We start from the raw sequence: 16,989 nt of genomic DNA on the forward strand, positions 1-16,989 counted from the left end.
CGCACCCACCCCAAACAACAACGTCGGCCTTCAAGACCACAACCGGGTCCTGAAGGCCGACGTCACGCGAAGGGCCGAATTAACCAACAGCGTCCTTACTACGGACCGGCCCTCCCTGGCGTACCGCGTCCGTCAGCCGAGCTCGGGGGAGCGCTCGCCCGAGCCCTCCAGTTCCAGTACCCACACCTCGTTGGACCCCTCGCGCAGAACGGGCCCGGGAACATAGAGGGCCTTCTGGGGACCCGCCGCCCAGTACCGTCCCAGGCAGAAGCCGTTCACCCACACGAAGCCGCGCTCCCAGCCAGGGAGCCTCAGCGAGGCATCGCCCGCACCGCGCACTTCGAACGTTCCCCGGAACAGCCCCGAAGCGCCCGCTTCCGGGGAACGGAACGCGACCTTCACGAGTGCGTCCGGGGCGTCGAACGCGTCCAGGGACAGCCCCCGCGCCCGTACGCCGTGCAGGTACTGCCGCTCATGCAGGACGCCCCCCGTGATGCCCTTCGACTCGGCGACACGAGGCCCGTAATTGACCCGCCCCAACGACTCCACCCACAGCTCCACCGCAGCGGGCCCCGCCACCGGCTCGTCCAGCGCCGCGTAGTCGCCCGCACCGGCGCCGAGCACCCCCGCCCGCACCCCGTCGACGTACACCACGGCCCGGTCCCGCAGCCCCGTCACGCCCAGCGGATACGCCTGCCGCGGCCCCGGCACCTGCACCCGGTAGCGGACAAGCCCCCGGTCCACCCCCAGGTCCTCGAACGTCGGCGGCATCGCACGCTCCGTCTCCGGCCCGCCGAGCGCTTCCAGTACGTCGCCGAGCGGCGCCCACCGCGTGATCCGTGCGACGACCGGCCCTCCCAACGCGCCGGGCGCGGCCGGCACATCGGGCAGCGGAGCCCCGCCGTCCTGGTAGCGCGCCAGGACGTCCCGGAACAGCCAGAACTTCTCCGTGGGGCGGCCGTACTCGTCGATGGGCGCGTCGTAGTCGTACGACGTCACGGTCGGCTGGAGCTCACCCCCGTGGAGCTGCCCGGAGCGGTTCGCCCCCGACCAGCCCGCGAAGTTCGTGCCCCCGTGCGCCATGTAGATGTTGACCGAGGCGCCGCACTGAAGAATCTCGTTCAGCGCCGCCGCCGCGTCGGCGGGATCCCGTACGACGTGCTCGGCGCCCCAGTGGTCGAACCACCCGCACCAGAACTCCATGCACATCAGAGGACCCGAAGGCTGGTAGCGGCGCAGGGTCTCGAAGCCCTTACGCGCCTCCGACCCGAAGTTCACCGTCGCCAGCACCCCCGGCACCGACCCGCCCGTCAGCATGTGGTCCTCGGGCCCGTCGGACGTGAACAGCGGGACGCTCACACCGCACTCCCGCAGGAACTCCGTCAGATGCCGCAGGTACACCTGGTCCGAGCCGTAACTGCCGTACTCGTTCTCGACCTGCACCATGATCACCGGGCCGCCCCGGTCGATCTGCCGGTCCACCACCTGGGGCAGCAACTGCCGGAACCACCGCTCCACATGACCCAGATACTCCGCGTCGCGCGTGCGCACGCGCGTGCCGAGCGTCCCCGTCAGCCAGTGCGGCAGCCCGCCGTTCTCCCACTCGGCACAGATGTAGGGCCCGGGACGGACGATCGCCCACAGCCCCGCCTCCCGCGCCGCGTCCAGGAACCGGCCCAGCGCGTCCGCGTCACGCAGCCGCCCGGGCTCCGGCTCATGCAGATTCCAGGGAACGTACGTCTCCACACAGTTCAGCCCCATGGCGCGCAGCATCGCCAGCCGGTGCCCCCACTGCCCCTCGTGCACCCGGAAATAGTGCAAAGCGCCCGACAGCAGCCGCACCGGCCGCCCGCCCACCAAGAAATCCTTCTCACCCACCGTGAAGTCAGCCACGGTCCCCGCCTCTCGCTCCACTGCCAGCGCCTCCACCTCACCCTCTGGCGGCCGAGCGGTCCATGGACAAAGATCAGCGCTGGTTGGACACAACGGCGAACCGACGGAACGGACGGGCAGCGGACGGTCCGGACGACGGGCAGCAGACGGAGAACGGACGACCGGAAGCCGACGGAACGGGCGGCGTAACGCCGACCGGGCAGCCACCCGAGCGGGCAGGGAGGAAACGAAGCGGATGTACCACACCTGGATGCGCTATTTCACCCCCAGCCCCACCCACCACAAGCTGGGCCTCGTCTGCCTCGGAGTCGGCCTCCAGCACGGCACACTGCCGACCGTCGGCCCCCGCACCCTCGACCACCACGTCGCCGTCGTCGTCAGCGCCGGCAGCGGCTGGTACCGCGGCCCCGACGGGCGACGCGTCGCAGTCACCGCCCCCGCCCTGATCTGGCTCATCCCCGGCGTACCGCACCATTACGGACCCGACCCGGCCACCGGCTGGGACGAGAGCTTCGTCGACTTCACCGGCCCCGCCACCACCACCTACACCGAACTCGGCTACATAGAGCCCGACCGTTCCGTCGTCCCCCTCGCCGACACCGCGGCCGCCCGCGCCGCCGTCGGCCGCATCGCCCGCGCCGCGCGCCGCGGGAACCCGCTCCTCGAAGTCGAGACCGGCGCCGCCGTCCACGAGCTCCTCGTCGCCCTGCGCCGCGCCCGCGCCGACCTCGGAGCCGACGGAGACCCCGTACTCCAGGCCCTCGCCCGCGACGCCTTCCAGCCCCTGTCCGTCACCGAACACGCCTCCCGCAACGGCATGACCCCCGCAGAGCTGCGCGCCGCCGTACGCCGCGGCGCCGGATGCAGCCCCAAGGACTACCTCCTCGGCATCAGGCTCGGCCGCGCCAAGGAACTCCTCGCCGCCACCGAACTCCCCGTCGCCGCCGTCGCCCGCCGCGTCGGCTACGACGACCCCGCCTACTTCTCCCGCCTCTTCACCCGCCGCGTCGGCACAGCTCCCGTGCGCTTCCGCGAGCAGCAGGGGCGGGCCGTCCACGGCGGCTGGAGCCACCAGATCCCAGATCCCGAACACCCTCCGACCATCGCGACCCGACCGACGTAAGCTCGCTGACCATGACCTCCAGCGAATCCAGCGAAATCGACGAGTCCGTCATCGCCGAACTGGGCCGGCTGCGCGACAGCATCGACAACATCGACGCCGCCGTCGTCCACATGCTCGCCGAGCGCTTCAAATGCACCCAGCAGGTCGGCCACCTCAAGGCGCAGCACCAGCTGCCCCCCGCCGACCCGGCCCGCGAGGCCCGCCAGATCGTCCGCCTGCGCGAACTCGCCGAAAACGCCAAACTCGATCCGGCCTTTGCCGAGAAGCTGCTCAATTTCATCATCGCGGAGGTCATCCGCCACCACGAAACGATCGCCAAGTCCTAGCGCCGGCCTCCGGCAGACCGGCCGGTCCCTTGGGCTTCGCGCGGTCTCCGCCGGGCGACGCCCTGCGAACCCCGGCCCGCCGCAGGGGTGCCTGCCGGACGGGACCGGGTGTTGCGACCACCCGCTGCGCCACCCGCACACCATCGGGCAGCATGTCCCCATGTCCGTACTGACGCGCGACGAAGCGCAGACCCGAGCCCAGCTCATCGACGTCCACCGGTACACGATCGCACTCGATCTGAACCGCGGCGACGAGACCTTCGACTCCCGCACCGTTGTCCACTTCACCGCCCGCACGGCCGGGAACACCTTCGTCGAGCTCAAGCCCGCAGTCCTGCGCACCGCCACCCTCGACGGACAGCCACTGGACCCCGAAACGCTCGTCGAGAACCGTCTCCCCCTCACCGGCCTCACCGCAGGCGAGCACGAGCTGCGCATCGAGGCCGACATGCGCTACTCCCGCACCGGCGAAGGCGTGCACCGCTTCACCGACCCCACCGACGGCGAGACGTACGTCTACACCCAGCTCTTCCTGGAAGACGTCCAGCGTGTCTTCGCCGCCTTCGACCAGCCGGACCTCAAGGCCGTCTTCGCCCTCACCGTCACCGCCCCCGAAGCCTGGACCGTCCTCGGCAACGGCGTCGCCGAACACCAGGGCGCGGGCCGCTGGACACTCGCCCCCACCCCCCTCATCTCCACCTACCTCGTCGCCGTCGCCGCGGGCCCCTGGCACTCCGTACGCACCCAGCACGCCGGCCTGCCCTTCGGCATCCACTGCCGCCGCTCCCTCGCGCCGTACCTGAACGCGGACGCCGAGGAGATCCTCGAGATCACCCGCGCCTGCTACGACCGCTACCACGACAAGTTCGAAGAGCCCTACCCCTTCGACTCCTACGACCAGGCCTTCGTCCCCGAATTCAACGCCGGCGCCATGGAGAACCCCGGCCTGGTCATCTTCCGCGACGAGTTCATCTACCGCTCCGCCGTCACCGACACCGAACGCCAGACCCGCGCCATGGTCATCGCCCACGAAATGGCCCACATGTGGTTCGGCGACCTCGTCACCCTCCAGTGGTGGGACGACATCTGGCTCAACGAGTCCTTCGCCGAGTACATGGGATACCAGACACTCACCGAGGCCACCCGCTTCACCGACACCTGGACCGACTTCGCCGTCGCCCGCAAGGGCTGGGGGTACGACGCCGACCAGCGCCCCTCCACCCACCCCGTCGCCCCCGACCCGGACGCCGTCCCCGACACCGCGTCCGCCATGCTCAACTTCGACGGCATCTCGTACGCCAAGGGCGCCTCCGCACTGCGCCAGCTCGTCGCGTGGCTCGGCGAGAAGGACTTCCTGGCCGGTATCAACACCCACTTCGCCCGCCACAAGTTCGCCAACGCCACCCTCGCCGACTTCATCGACAACCTGGCCTCCGCCACCGACCGCGACGTCCACGCCTGGGCCGAACAATGGCTCCGTACGAGCGGAGTCGACACCCTCGTCCCCGCGACGGGCGAGACCGAAGGCATGTGGCACGTCACCGTCGACCAGCAGGGGAGCCGGCCCCACCGCCTCGCCGTCGGCGCCTACGACCGCGACCCCCTCGACGGCCGGAGCCTGGTCCTGCGCGAGCGGTTCGAACTGGACGTGCCGCAGGGCGAGTCCGTGACCGTACGCCCCGGCCGCCGCCCCGCGCTCGTCGTCCTCAACGACGGTGACCTCACCTACGCCAAGATCCGCCTCGGCGAGGAGTCCGAAGAGGTGGTACTGCGCAACCTTTCCGCCGTACCGGATCCGCTCACCCGCGCCGTCCTGTGGAACTCCCTGCGGGACATGGTCCGCGACGGCGAACTCGAACCCCGCACCTACCTGGAGACGGCCCTCACCCACCTCCCCGAGGAAACCGACCTCGCGATCGTCCAGGGCGTACTCGCCTTCGCCCACACCCAGATCGCGGACCGCTACCTCCCCGCCGCCGAACGCCCCACCGCACTCACCACCCTCAGAAGCATCTGCCGCGACCTCATCCGCCGCACCGAAGACGGCAACGGCACCGGCCTGCGCCTCACCGCCGTACGCCACTTCATCGACGCCGCCTCCCAGCCCGACGGCATCCAGGACTGGCTCCACGGCGGCAGCGTCCCGGGCGGCCCCGAACTCGACCCCGAACTGCGCTGGCGCATCCTGCGCCGCCTCGCCGTACTCGGCGCCACCGACGAAGCCGCCATCGCCGCCGAACTCGACCGCGACCCCAGCGCCACCGGCCAGGAAGGCGCCGCCCGCTGCCGCGCCGCCCTGCCCGCACCGGAGGCCAAAGCCGCGGCCTGGACCCGCATGTTCGGCGACGACAGGCTGTCCAACTACCTGTTCACCGCCACCGCCCAGGGCTTCTGGCAGCCCGAACAGACCGATCTCGTACGCGACTACATCCCCCGCTTCTACGGAGACGCCAAGGCCGTCGCCGACCGCCGGGGCCCCGCCATCGCCGAAGCCGCGGGCCGCTACGCCTTCCCCCACTACGCCGTCGACAATGACTCCCTGCGCCTCGGCGAGGACTTCCTGAGCGGCGCCGAGATGATCCCGTCCCTGCGCCGCAAACTGACCGACCAGCTCGACGACCTGCGCCGGGCCATCGCGGTACGGGAGAACTGACAACCACCCCCGGGGGGCCCGGCCCGCAGCGGCGTCACCGCCGCCACCCGGGCCGGGCCCCCGTATCACCTGCGCCGAACGCCACTCCACCCACTCGCGGGGCAGTACCACTTTCGGGTTGAGATCGTTGAGCACTCCGGACGCGCCGGCTCCTTCCTGTACACGCTGGTGTGCCAGCCAAGCGCACCGAAGGACCTCGCATGAGTACGCCGCCCCCCGGCACCCCCCTCCCGCCCCTCGCAGGCGGCGCAGGCGGGCCCGCTGCCCTGCGGCCCCTGCTCGACACCGTCCTCGACGCCCTCCGCGAAGGCGCCCTCGCCCGCGGCGGCCCGCTCCCCGCCGGCGGACCCGACGCCGTCACGGCGCGACTCCTCGACACCGCCCGGCCCGTACTCCCCGGCACCGGCACCGGCGCGGAAGAAGCCCTCCGTACCCTCGTCCAGGCCCTCGCCCACGGCGCCGCCGACCCGGCCGACCCGCTGTGCGCCGCACACCTGCACACCCCGCCGCTCGCCGTCGCCGTCGCCGCCGACCTCGCCGCGTCCGCACTCAACCCGTCCATGGACTCCTGGGACCAGGCCCCAGCCGCCTCCGCCCTCGAAGCCCAGGTCACCCGCACGCTGGCCGCCGAGGTCTACCCCCAAGCTCCCGCACCCGACGCCCTCGTCACCACCGGCGGCACGGAAGCCAACCAGCTCGCCCTCCTCCTCGCCCGCGAGCGCCACGGCCCCGTACAGCTCGTCCACGGCGCCAACGCCCACCACTCGCTGCCCCGCGCCGCCTGGCTCCTCGGCCTTCCCGATCCGGTGACCGTCCCCGCCCCCACCGGCGTCATCGACCTCGCCGCACTCGACGAAGCCCTCACCGACCTGCGCCGCCCCCTCCTCGTCGCCGCCACCGCAGGGACCACCGACACCGGCCAGATCGACCCGCTCCCCGAAATCGCGGCCCTCTGCGCACGCCACCGCGCCGAACTCCACATCGACGCCGCATACGGCGGCCCGCTCCTCTTCAGCGACGTACACACCTCCCGCCTCGACGGCCTCGACCGCGCCCAGAGCGTCACCCTCGACCTGCACAAACTCGGCTGGCAGCCCGTCGCCGCAGGACTCCTCGCCGTCCCCACCGCGGCCGGCCTCGACCCCCTCGGCCACCAGGCCGACTACCTCAACGCGGACGACGACACCGAAGCGGGCCTCCCCGACCTCCTCGGCCGCTCCCTGCGCACGACCAGGCGCCCCGACATCCTCAAGATCGCCGTGACGCTCCGCGCCCTCGGCCGCCAAGGACTCGCCGACCTCGTCGACCGCACTTGCGCCGCCGCCCAGCACCTCGCCGACCTCGTCGAGAAGACCCCCGGCCTCGAGCTCCACGACCGACCCACCATCAGCACCGTCCTCTTGCGCCCCACCGGCGCCACGGACGACGACATCGCGGCCGTCCGCCGCGGCCTCCTCACCCAAGGACGCGCCGTCCTCGGCCGCGCCCGCGCCGACGGCCGCCTCTGGCTCAAAGCCACCGTGCTCAATCCCCACACCACCCGCGGCGACCTAGAAGCACTCCTCGCACACGTCTCCCACCCCGCACCCATGCCACTTCCGGAAGGCAGCACCCACCGATGACCGCCGCCCGCCAGCACCATGAACCCGAACAGCCCCACGACCTGGTGGGCATCGGCATCGGCCCGTTCAACCTCTCCCTCGCCGCCCTCGCCGACGGCGTACACGGCGGCCTGGCCACCGCCTTCTACGAACAACGCCCCGCCTTCCACTGGCACCCCGGCCTCCTCATCGACGGCGCCACCCTCCAAGTCCCCTTCCTCGCCGACCTCGTCACCCTCGCCGACCCCGCCAGCCCCTGGTCCTTCCTCAACTACCTGCGCACCCGAGAACGGCTCTTCCCCTTCTACTTCTCCGAGCGCTTCCACATCCAGCGCGCCGAGTACGACGCCTACTGCCGCTGGGTCAGCGACAGCCTCCCCGGACTCCACTTCGGCCACCAGGTCGACGCCGTCCGCTGGAACGCCGAACGCGAGGCCTTCGAAGTCGACTTCACCCAGCTCGACGCCGACGGCGAAGCCGAAGCCCTCGGCCGCGCCTACACCCGCAACGTCGCTGTCGGCGTCGGCACCCAGCCCTACATCCCCGAACCCCTCAAACCACTCGCCGAAGCCCCCACGGTCCCCGTCATCCACTCGTCCGCGTACCTCGATCACCGCCAACGGGTCCTGTCCGCCGAGCACATCACCGTCATCGGCTCAGGACAGTCCGGCGCGGAGGTCTTCCTCGACCTGCTGCGCGCCCGCCCCGCGTGCCGCGAAAAGATCACCTGGCTCGCCAGGACCGAGGCCTTCGCCCCCATGGAGTACTCCAAGCTCGGCCTGGAGCACTTCACCCCCGACTACAGCCGGTACTTCCACGCCCTGCCCGAGTCCGTACGCGACGACCTCGGCCCCCGCCAGTGGCAGCTCCACAAGGGCATCGACGCCGATACCATCGCGGCCATCCACGACGAGCTCTACCAGCGCACGCTCCACGGCGGCTGGCCCGACGCGGTCCTCACCCCCGGAGTCTCCGTACGCACCGCCGGCCGCGTCGGCACCACCAAGGTCGAACTCCACCTCGAGCACCTCCAGCAGGGCACCCGCTCCCGCCTCACCACCGACGCCGTCGTTCTCGCCACCGGCTACCGCGAACGTCCCCTGGGACAGCTCCTCGCCGGACTCGACGCCCACATCCGCCGCGACGCCGCCGAGCGGCCCCGGATCGACGACCAGTTCCGTATCGTCCTCGACCCCGCCGTGACCGGATCGGTGTACGTACAGAACGCCGAACGGCACACCCACGGCGTCGGCGCACCCGACCTCGGCCTCGCCGCGTGGCGCAGCGCGACGATCCTCAACTCCCTCACCGGCATGGACCCCTACCCGCTGCCGAGCCGGACGGCCTTCACCAGCTTCGGCCTCGAACGCCGCGAGGCGCCCCGGGTCCCCGCCCAGAAACCGGCCCTCACCCCGCTGGCCCAGGGCCACTGACTTTCCGCGCCACGAGCAGGCGGCGGCGCGGTGACCGCTTCAGCTCCCGACATGCTCCAGGGCCGGCCGGAACTGGTCGTAGAAGCTCACCTTGAGCCGGAAGGCCCGCTCCTCCACCTTCCTGAAACAGTCGGCCGCCCTCTCGGCGACGAGAACTGGCTCAACCGCGTGGCCAGGCGATCGGAGTCGTCGACAGCCGGGACACTGCCGCGAGCGAGTTCGCCTCGGCGTCGTGCACGTGATGCGGAAAGCGGAGTCGGCCTCCAGCAGGAGGAACAAGGCGACCGTACTCAGGATCAGCAACGTGATCTTGGGGAGCGCGATACGGGGAGCCAGCTTGTCCAGCCACCCGAGCAGAACGGCGATGCCGACCGTGGTCATGGGGGCGAACGCCATCCGCTCGGCCGGCGGCGAAGGCCGCTGGTCATCCCCCGCCCCGGCCTCCGCCCCGCTGTCGTCGCGACGACCGTACACCGGCACCATCAGGCCGCCCGGGGAATGAGGACACCGCTCCCCAAGACCTCCCACCGCCTAGAACACCGGCACACCGTCCCGCGTCAGCTTCCAGCCCACCACCGCGAACTCCGCCGGATCCAGCGTCCCCTTCGCCTTCACCCACGTGATGATCGTGTTGCGGATCTCCTCCGAATTGGCCCACAACTGCTTCGCGCCCGCGACATGCGGAAACGCCCCGCCGCCACTCGCCCGGTAATTGTTGACCGCCAGGACGAACTCCGCCGCCGCCTCCACCGGCCTGCCCTCGAAAGCGAGATTCACGATCCGCGAACCGGCCGGCTTCGCGATGTCGATCTCGTACGTCACCCCCGACACCACGTCGTAGTTGTAGTCAGGGGTGTTCCCCGCGTTCGTCAGCTTCGACGTGTCCACCGGAGCCCCCGCAGCGGTCTGCACGTAGTACCGCGCCGAGAACTCCAAGTACTCCTTCAGCTGCGCACCGGTCAGCAGCCGCGCCTCAAGCGTGTTCTCGAACGGGTACAGACCCGCCGCGTCCTTGATCGTCACCTTGCCCGCGGGCACCGCCGCCGTCCGCGAGAAACACGACGCCTGCGACAGCACCGGCAGTGCTGCGTACGCCCCGCCCGCCAGCGCCGCCTTCACCGTCTCGGCCTGTACATGGTTGATCAAGTCGATCAGCGGCTCGTCCTGCCACGGCGCCTGCGCCGTCGTCATCGCCGCCGTCGACGTACCGATGACCTGATTGACGTACGCCACGACCTTCGCGTGCTCGTCACCGAGCAGCTTCGTGATCTCCGGGTCCTCCGCGACCGTGTTGGAGTTCAGGACCTTCGCCCCGACCTTCTCCACCGTCCAGCGGCCCTTCGACCACACCAGGTCGAAGTCGAAGAGCGTCAGCCGCTGCCCCCACTTCAGCGGCTCCGACAGGACGACCTTTTTGCCTGTCTCCTTGTTCTCCACGAAGTACTCGGCAATCTCCGTGTGCGCGTGCCCCACCAGGATCGCGTCGATCCCGGGAACCTGCTCGGCCACCAGGCCGGCCGCGTTCTCGACGTACGGAAGCTGGTCACCGTACGACGACGTGCCGCTCGAACCCGAGTGCGCCGACACGATGACCACGTCCGCGCCCATGGAACGGAGCTTCGGCACCCACTTCGCCGCCTGCTCCTCGAGACCCGGGAACGTCATCTTCCCCTGCACGTTCTGCTTGTCCCAGATCGCGATACCCGGGTTGGTCAGACCGAGCACCGCCACCCGCACATCACGGCCGTGCGGCGTACGCAGCCTCTTCATGAAGTACGGAGGAAACGCCGGGCGCAGCGTCTTCGCGTCCAGAGCGTTCGCGCCGAGGAGCGGAAAGTCGCACTGCTCCTCGAACTTCCGCAGCACCGGTATGCCGTAGTTGAACTCGTGGTTCCCGAGAGCGGCCGCGTCGTACCCGATCGCGTTCATCGACTGTGCCATCGGGTGCACAGGGCCGTGCTTCGCGGTGATCGGGTCGACCTTGGCGTAGTAGTACGACAGCTGCGTTCCCTGGATGGTGTCGCCCGCGTCGATGAGCAGCGTGTTACGGCGGCCCTTCTCCTCGCGGATCTGGTTCACCAGAGTGGAGATCTTCGCCAGGCCCACATCGTTGTGCGCCTTGTCGTCGAACTCCTTGTCCGTGAAGTAGTCCCAGTTGAAGACATTGCCGTGCAGGTCCGTCGTGCCCATGACGGTGAAGGAGTACCGCTTCGGCGGACGCCCGGAACGATGGCCCTGCCCGTGTGCTTCAGCGGGAGCGGCCATGGCCCCGCCGGCCACGGCCACACCGGCTCCGGCGGCGGCCGACCGGCCCAGGAACGTCCTACGGTTCAGCGGCATCTCTTGTCTCCTCGTTCCGTACTGCGGTGGCGACTTGGGTCGTAACTACGGGGTGCGCAACGTGACGCGCGTAGATTCTGGCCCAGTGAGCCACACGCGCAACACCCCTCCTGCGTTTCGATCTGATGACCACCCGCTGTCCCACCCGGGTGCGACAGTGGAGAACGTGACCGACGAACGAACGAACCCCACACCTGGCCACTCCGTCCCCTACGGCACCCCCGAAGCCCCCCGCCTCGCCGTCCAGGGCGAAGCACGCCTCGAATTCGACCCCGAAACCGCCCACATCGGCATCACCGTCAGCGCCCGCGGTACGGACCGCCGCACCGCACTCGACGACCTCACCCGGCGCAACGCACTCGCCCTCGACCTCGTCAAAAGCTACGGCGACGCCGTGGAAAAGCTGGAAACCGGCGCCTTCTCCATCAGCCCCGAACTCACCAGGCACGGCCGCGGCGACCGCGTCCGCGCCTACCACGGACGCGTACACCTCACCGCCGTACTGACCGACTTCACCGCACTCGGGGAACTCACCACCCGCCTCGCCGACCTCGACCTCACCCAGGTCGACGGCCCCTGGTGGTCCATGCGCCCAGACTCACCCGCCCACGGTGAAGTGCGCCGCCAAGCCGTACGGGAAGCCGTCAAACGCGCCCGCGAATACGCCCAGGCCCTCGGCGCCGACCTCGCCGCCCTCGTCGAACTGGCCGACCCCGGAGCGGAAGACGCCCACCCGCTGCACGTCGGCTACGCCGGCGGCGTCGCGCGCCGGGCCATGAGCTCCGAAATGGCCGAGGACGCCCCCGCCCTCGACCTCGAACCTCAGCGCCAGACCCTCCACGCCCTCGTCAACGCCCGCTTCACCATGACCCCGCCCCAGCTCTGACACCCCGGGAGAAACCGCGCACGGGAACACCCACCGAATGCTCATCAGAGCACCCCCGTGCACAATTCAACACTTGTCAATAACCTTTCATGCAAAGGTTGTTGGACAGTCACGTGCAGCCAATTACCTACTGACTGGTAAGCCCTAGGCTCGACATATGCGCCGAGCCAAAATCGTTTGTACCCTGGGGCCCGCCACCGACACATACGACCAGATCAAGGCACTGGTCGAAGCCGGAATGGACATCGCCCGCTTCAACCTCAGCCACGGCACCTACGCCGAACACGAAGAGCGCTACCAGCGCGTACGCAAAGCCTCCGACGAAACCGGCCGCAGCGTCGGCGTACTCGCCGACCTTCAAGGCCCGAAGATCCGCCTCGGACGTTTCCGCGAGGGACCCGTACTCCTTGAACGAGGCGACGAGTTCACCATCACCGTCGAACCCGCCGAAGGCGACCGCCACACCTGCGGTACCACCTACCACGGCCTCGCCACCGACGTCACCACCGGCGAACGCATCCTCGTCGACGACGGCAAAGTGACCCTCGAAGTCACCGGCATCGAAGGACCCCGCGTCCGCACCCTCGTCATCGAAGGAGGCATGGTCTCCGACCACAAAGGCCTCAACCTCCCCGGCGTCGCCGTATCCGTACCCGCACTCTCCGAAAAGGACATCGAAGACCTCCGCTGGGCCCTGCGCACCGGAGCCGACATCATCGCCCTCTCCTTCGTGCGCAGCGGACGCGACATCGAAGACGTCCACCGCATCATGCGAGAGGAAGGCCGCCACCTCCCCGTCATCGCGAAGATCGAGAAGCCGCAAGCCGTCGAAAACATCGACGACATCGTCGCCGCCTTCGACGGCATCATGGTCGCCCGCGGCGACCTCGGCGTCGAAATGCCCCTCGAACAAGTCCCGATCGTCCAGAAGCGAGCCATCAAACTCGCCAAGCGCAACGCCAAACCGGTCATCGTCGCCACCCAAATGCTCGACTCCATGATCGAGAACTCCCGCCCCACCCGCGCCGAAGCCTCCGACGTCGCCAACGCCGTCATCGACGGCACCGACGCCGTCATGCTTTCCGGCGAAACCAGCGTCGGCAAATACCCCATCGAGACGGTCAAGACCATGGGCCGCATCGTCGAAGCCGCCGAGGAAGACATCCTCGCCAAGGGACTTCCGCCCCTCACCGAACGCAACAAGCCCCGCACCCAGGGCGGAGCCGTCGCCCGCGCCGCGGCCGACATCGGCGACTTCCTCGGCGCCAAATTCCTCGTCGCCTTCACCCAGTCCGGCGACACCGTCAAACGCCTCTCCCGCTACCGCTCACCCATCCCGCTGCTCGCCTTCACTCCCGACCCGGCGACCCGCTCCCAGCTCAACCTGACCTGGGGCGTCGAGACCTTCCTCGGCCCCCACGTCGACTCCACCGACGCCATGGTCGCCCAGGTCGACGAACACCTCCTGCGCATCGGCCGCTGCCAGAAGGGCGACGTCGTGATCATCACCGCCGGGTCCCCGCCCGGCATCGCAGGCTCCACCAACCTCGTCCGTGTCCACCACATCGGCGAAGACGACGTTCCCAGGTAACCACCTGCCGACCTGAGGCAACCCACCTGCCGACCTGGCGACACGGGCAAACGGCCCCCACACCCCAGGGGGCCGACCCCGGCAGCCACCCAGGTCACCACCCCTACGGTGCGACGATCTCGAACGCCGGATCCGGCTTGTCCAGCACACCCCACACCCGCTGCAACAAAGCCGGATCACCCTCCGCCCGGATGTCCCCCAGCCCCTTGCCACCGAGCAACGCCAACAACTGCGCCTTGGTCATCGTCAACGTCACCCCGGCCCCAGGACTCCGCTCACCACTGCTGCGATACGTCAGCACCCCGTTCGCCAGCGACAGGTGCCACACCCGGCCCAACGACGGCAACGCCCAGTCCATCGCCACCCGCACATCCCACGCCCTCGGACCGTTCACCCGGATCGCCACCGAATCGATCAACTGGTCGACGGTCAGCGCCGTCAGCAGGTCCGCACCGGACGTGGAAGCCGACGGAGGCCTCACCCCCTCGCGCAGCTCCAGAGCCCCGGTGAGACAGAAGTTCCGCCACACGGCGTTCTCTGTGGCATACCCCAACCTCTCGTACACCGACGCCAGTTCCCGGCGCGCCCGACGGTCCTCCGGCCGCGCGAACACACAGTGGTTCAACAGCGTCGCCGCGAACCGCAGATCACCGTCCCGGGCGAACGACTTCGCCTTGGCGACCGTCGCCCGTACGCCGCCCATCGCACGGACGTAACGCTTCGCCTCCTCCACCGGGGGGTGCTCCCACAGATGAGCCGGGTTCCCGTCGAACCACCCCATGTACCGCTGGTAGATCCCCTTCACGTTGTGGCTGAGCGACCCGTAATACCCCCGGTTCGCCCACACGCGCGCCAGCGCCGGTGGCAACTCGATCTCCTCGGCGATCTCCCGGCCCGTCAGCCCCTGGTTCATCAGGCGCAGCGTCTGGTCGTGCATGTACGCGTACAGATCCCGCTGCTGACCCAGAAGCTCACCGATCTCCTCACCGCCCCACGTCGGCCAGTGGTGCGAGGCGAAGGCGACATCCACCCGACCGTCGAACAGCTCGATCGACTCGCCCAGGCAGTGCGCCCACTGGCGGGCATCACGCACCTGGGCGCCGCGCAGGGTGACGATGTTGTGCATCGTGTGTGTGGCGTTCTCCGCCATGCACACGGCCCGCAGCCCGGGAAGGAGGAAGTTCATCTCGGCGTGGGCCTCGGTCCCCGGCGTCATCTGGAACTCGATCAGCACCCCGTCGAGCGTCCTCGTCTGGCCGGTCCTCGTGACGTACTCGGTGGGCGGAATCAGCCCGATGGTCCCCACGGACACGCCCTGCCCGAGACCGCAACCCACCTGCCCCCTGGCCGACTTCGGCAGCAGCGAGCCGTACATGTACGACGCGCGACGCGTCATCGCCGTACCGGCGTAGACGTTCTCGGACACGGCGTGCTCCATGAAGCCCTCGGGCGCGAGCACGGGAACGTCCCCCGCCCCGTCGGGCAGCACGCCACGGCAGCCGCCGAAGTGGTCGACGTGGGGGTGGGTGTAGATGAGCCCGGTGACCTTCCGGTTCCCCCGGTGCTCGCGGTAGAGCCCGATGGCCGCTGCGGCGGTCTCGGCGGAGATGAGCGGGTCGATGACGATGACCCCGGTGTCGCCCTCGACGATCGTCATGTTCGACAGATCGAGCCCACGGACCTGGTAGACGCGGTCGGTGACCTTGTAGAGCCCCTGCTTCGACACGAGCGCGGACTGCCGCCACAGACTGGCGTTCACGGTCTCGGGCGCGTCCCCCTTGATGAAGGCGTACGCGTCGCTGTCCCACACCACCTTGCCGGCGTCATCCTTCACGACCCCCGGCACGAGCGTGGCGACGAACCCCCGGTCCGCGTCAGCGAAGTCACCACGGGTGGGCTCCGCCGTCCCGCCGACGGAGTGGGCCGCCGTCTGCGGATTGACGGCGACGGCCGCGGCGGCGGCCCCGGTGGCGGTGACGAAGCGGCGGCGGCTGATCGGACTCATACGTACCTCGCGCGGCGGTGATCGGCTGACTGACGGCTGTGCCAGCGAAAATCGCAGGTGGGTACGGGTGGGTCAATGCTCCGGCGAAGATTTGGGAGGGGTCCCCGAGGCGGGGGCGCGGAGCTGTGACGGGTCATATTGCGGGGTCAGTGTTTGGGTCCTACGTGAGCGTCCATCAGCGCGACCGACGCCTTGCGGGCGATCGAGATGGTGAACGGATCGCTGCCGCGGGCGAGTGAGGTCCACTCCACGCCGCCTTTGGTGAGCGTGTCGGAGAAGAGTGTGCGGATGTCATCGGACGTCTGGCTGAAGAAGTAGCGGGGGTACTCGTACCGCTTGCGCTCACCGGCGACCATCCGGGTGGTCCAGTTGACGATGCGGCATCCGTCCGAATGGATGAGCCCCCGGATGAACTCCCAAGGGCGGGTGTTCACAACGGACTCCTGCCAGGGCGCGAGCGCGATGGAGCGTGCGTGCTTCTTGCCGGGACCGTGCTGGGGGAGGAGACACGGCCAATGGCGGCCGTAACTGGTGACCGCCACACAGCCCTTGCGCTGGAGAACGCAGACGGCGTCTTCGGGGCGGACCGCTGTGATGGCCTGACGGCACAGGTCGATGAGCCCGGGCCAGGAATCGGCGCCTGCGATGCGCAGGTAGTAACCGCCGCCACGGTGTGGGCTGATACAGCCGTCACCGAGGTAGAGGCCCAGCAGGTAGGCGTACGCGGCGGTGTCGGAAGGAAGGCCCGGTACAGGCAGGCATCTGGGGCAAGGTGTGGCCTGCCCGAGCATGCGCGGCAGCGGTTCGATCCGGCCCTGCCATCCACGGATCGCGGACCGGGGATATGCCGGTCTGTTTGCTCACGAAGTTCAGGCTTCGGCCCTCGGCGGCGAGTGCAAGGGCCCGCTCGCGCGTGCTGAGGTCGTACATACGGCCCAGCCCGGGGCGATCTTGACGGCCCGGCGCCGGAGTGATGTCGCGTTCACGCGTTCACGTGAACTTCGACCATCCTCGTGCGGCCTTTGAATCTAAGGAAAAGTGCCCCGAGTCGGACTCGAACCGACACTGGATGGGTTTTGAATCCATTGTCTCTGACCAATTGGACTACCGGGGCTTAGTGAATCGAAGGTTGATCTCG

The 16,989-nt window shown here is 69.4% G+C and carries 11 protein-coding genes, 1 tRNA gene and 1 pseudogene; 7 read left to right on the forward strand and 6 right to left on the reverse strand.

Translation table 11 applies throughout. The features are described from left to right. Positions 1 to 132: 132 nt before the first annotated feature. The gene (locus ACWIHY_RS18870) at positions 133 to 1,893 is read right to left on the reverse strand and encodes a glycoside hydrolase family 35 protein (RefSeq protein ID WP_454376769.1); all 1,761 of its coding nucleotides are present in this window, start codon (positions 1,891 to 1,893) and stop codon (positions 133 to 135) included. 235 nt (positions 1,894 to 2,128) lie between these two features. On the opposite strand from ACWIHY_RS18870, the gene ACWIHY_RS18875 reads away from it, so the two are divergent. From ACWIHY_RS18875 to ACWIHY_RS18895, 5 genes are all read left to right on the forward strand, one after another. Continuing rightward, positions 2,129 to 3,016: a helix-turn-helix domain-containing protein gene (locus ACWIHY_RS18875; RefSeq protein ID WP_454376770.1), complete on the forward strand. Its 888-nt coding sequence runs from the start codon at positions 2,129 to 2,131 to the stop codon at positions 3,014 to 3,016. Positions 3,017 to 3,027: 11 nt separating this feature from the next. Continuing rightward, entirely contained in the window at positions 3,028 to 3,342 is a 315-nt protein-coding gene (locus ACWIHY_RS18880; protein ID WP_454376771.1) for a chorismate mutase, read from the forward strand. Positions 3,343 to 3,502: 160 nt separating this feature from the next. Further along, positions 3,503 to 5,995: an aminopeptidase N gene (gene pepN, locus ACWIHY_RS18885; protein WP_454376772.1), complete on the forward strand. Its 2,493-nt coding sequence runs from the start codon at positions 3,503 to 3,505 to the stop codon at positions 5,993 to 5,995. A 200-nt stretch (positions 5,996 to 6,195) separates the two neighbouring features. Continuing rightward, positions 6,196 to 7,617, forward strand: coding sequence for a pyridoxal phosphate-dependent decarboxylase family protein (locus tag ACWIHY_RS18890; protein WP_454376773.1), 1,422 nt, complete (start codon positions 6,196 to 6,198; stop codon positions 7,615 to 7,617). Beyond that, positions 7,614 to 9,029, forward strand: coding sequence for a lysine N(6)-hydroxylase/L-ornithine N(5)-oxygenase family protein (locus tag ACWIHY_RS18895; protein ID WP_454376774.1), 1,416 nt, complete (start codon positions 7,614 to 7,616; stop codon positions 9,027 to 9,029). Before ACWIHY_RS18890 ends, ACWIHY_RS18895 begins: the two co-directional genes overlap by 4 nt. 39 nt (positions 9,030 to 9,068) lie before the next feature. Here the strand turns inward: ACWIHY_RS18895 and ACWIHY_RS18900 are convergent, their stop codons facing one another. Next, positions 9,069 to 9,512 (reverse strand): hypothetical protein, encoded by a 444-nt coding sequence (locus tag ACWIHY_RS18900; RefSeq protein WP_454376775.1) that lies wholly within the window; start codon positions 9,510 to 9,512, stop codon positions 9,069 to 9,071. A gap of 48 nt (positions 9,513 to 9,560) precedes the next feature. Beyond that, positions 9,561 to 11,369: a bifunctional metallophosphatase/5'-nucleotidase gene (locus ACWIHY_RS18905; protein WP_454376776.1), complete on the reverse strand. Its 1,809-nt coding sequence runs from the start codon at positions 11,367 to 11,369 to the stop codon at positions 9,561 to 9,563. A gap of 166 nt (positions 11,370 to 11,535) precedes the next feature. On the opposite strand from ACWIHY_RS18905, the gene ACWIHY_RS18910 reads away from it, so the two are divergent. Continuing rightward, positions 11,536 to 12,255: an SIMPL domain-containing protein gene (locus tag ACWIHY_RS18910; protein ID WP_454376777.1), complete on the forward strand. Its 720-nt coding sequence runs from the start codon at positions 11,536 to 11,538 to the stop codon at positions 12,253 to 12,255. Between the two features lie 157 nt (positions 12,256 to 12,412). Next, the gene (gene pyk, locus ACWIHY_RS18915) at positions 12,413 to 13,846 is read left to right on the forward strand and encodes a pyruvate kinase (protein WP_454376778.1); all 1,434 of its coding nucleotides are present in this window, start codon (positions 12,413 to 12,415) and stop codon (positions 13,844 to 13,846) included. A gap of 103 nt (positions 13,847 to 13,949) precedes the next feature. Here the strand turns inward: pyk and ACWIHY_RS18920 are convergent, their stop codons facing one another. From ACWIHY_RS18920 to ACWIHY_RS18930, 3 genes and pseudogenes are all read right to left on the reverse strand, one after another. After that, a complete protein-coding gene (locus ACWIHY_RS18920) occupies positions 13,950 to 15,851 on the reverse strand; it encodes an alkyl/aryl-sulfatase (RefSeq protein WP_454376779.1) in 1,902 nt (633 codons plus the stop codon). 146 nt (positions 15,852 to 15,997) lie between these two features. After that, a pseudogene (locus ACWIHY_RS18925) lies at positions 15,998 to 16,781 on the reverse strand (transcriptional regulator). A 109-nt stretch (positions 16,782 to 16,890) separates the two neighbouring features. Beyond that, a tRNA-Leu gene (locus tag ACWIHY_RS18930) sits at positions 16,891 to 16,965 on the reverse strand. Between the last annotated feature and the right edge of the window lie 24 nt (positions 16,966 to 16,989).

It is taken from the genome of Streptomyces sp. NPDC055287 (assembly GCF_053646035.1).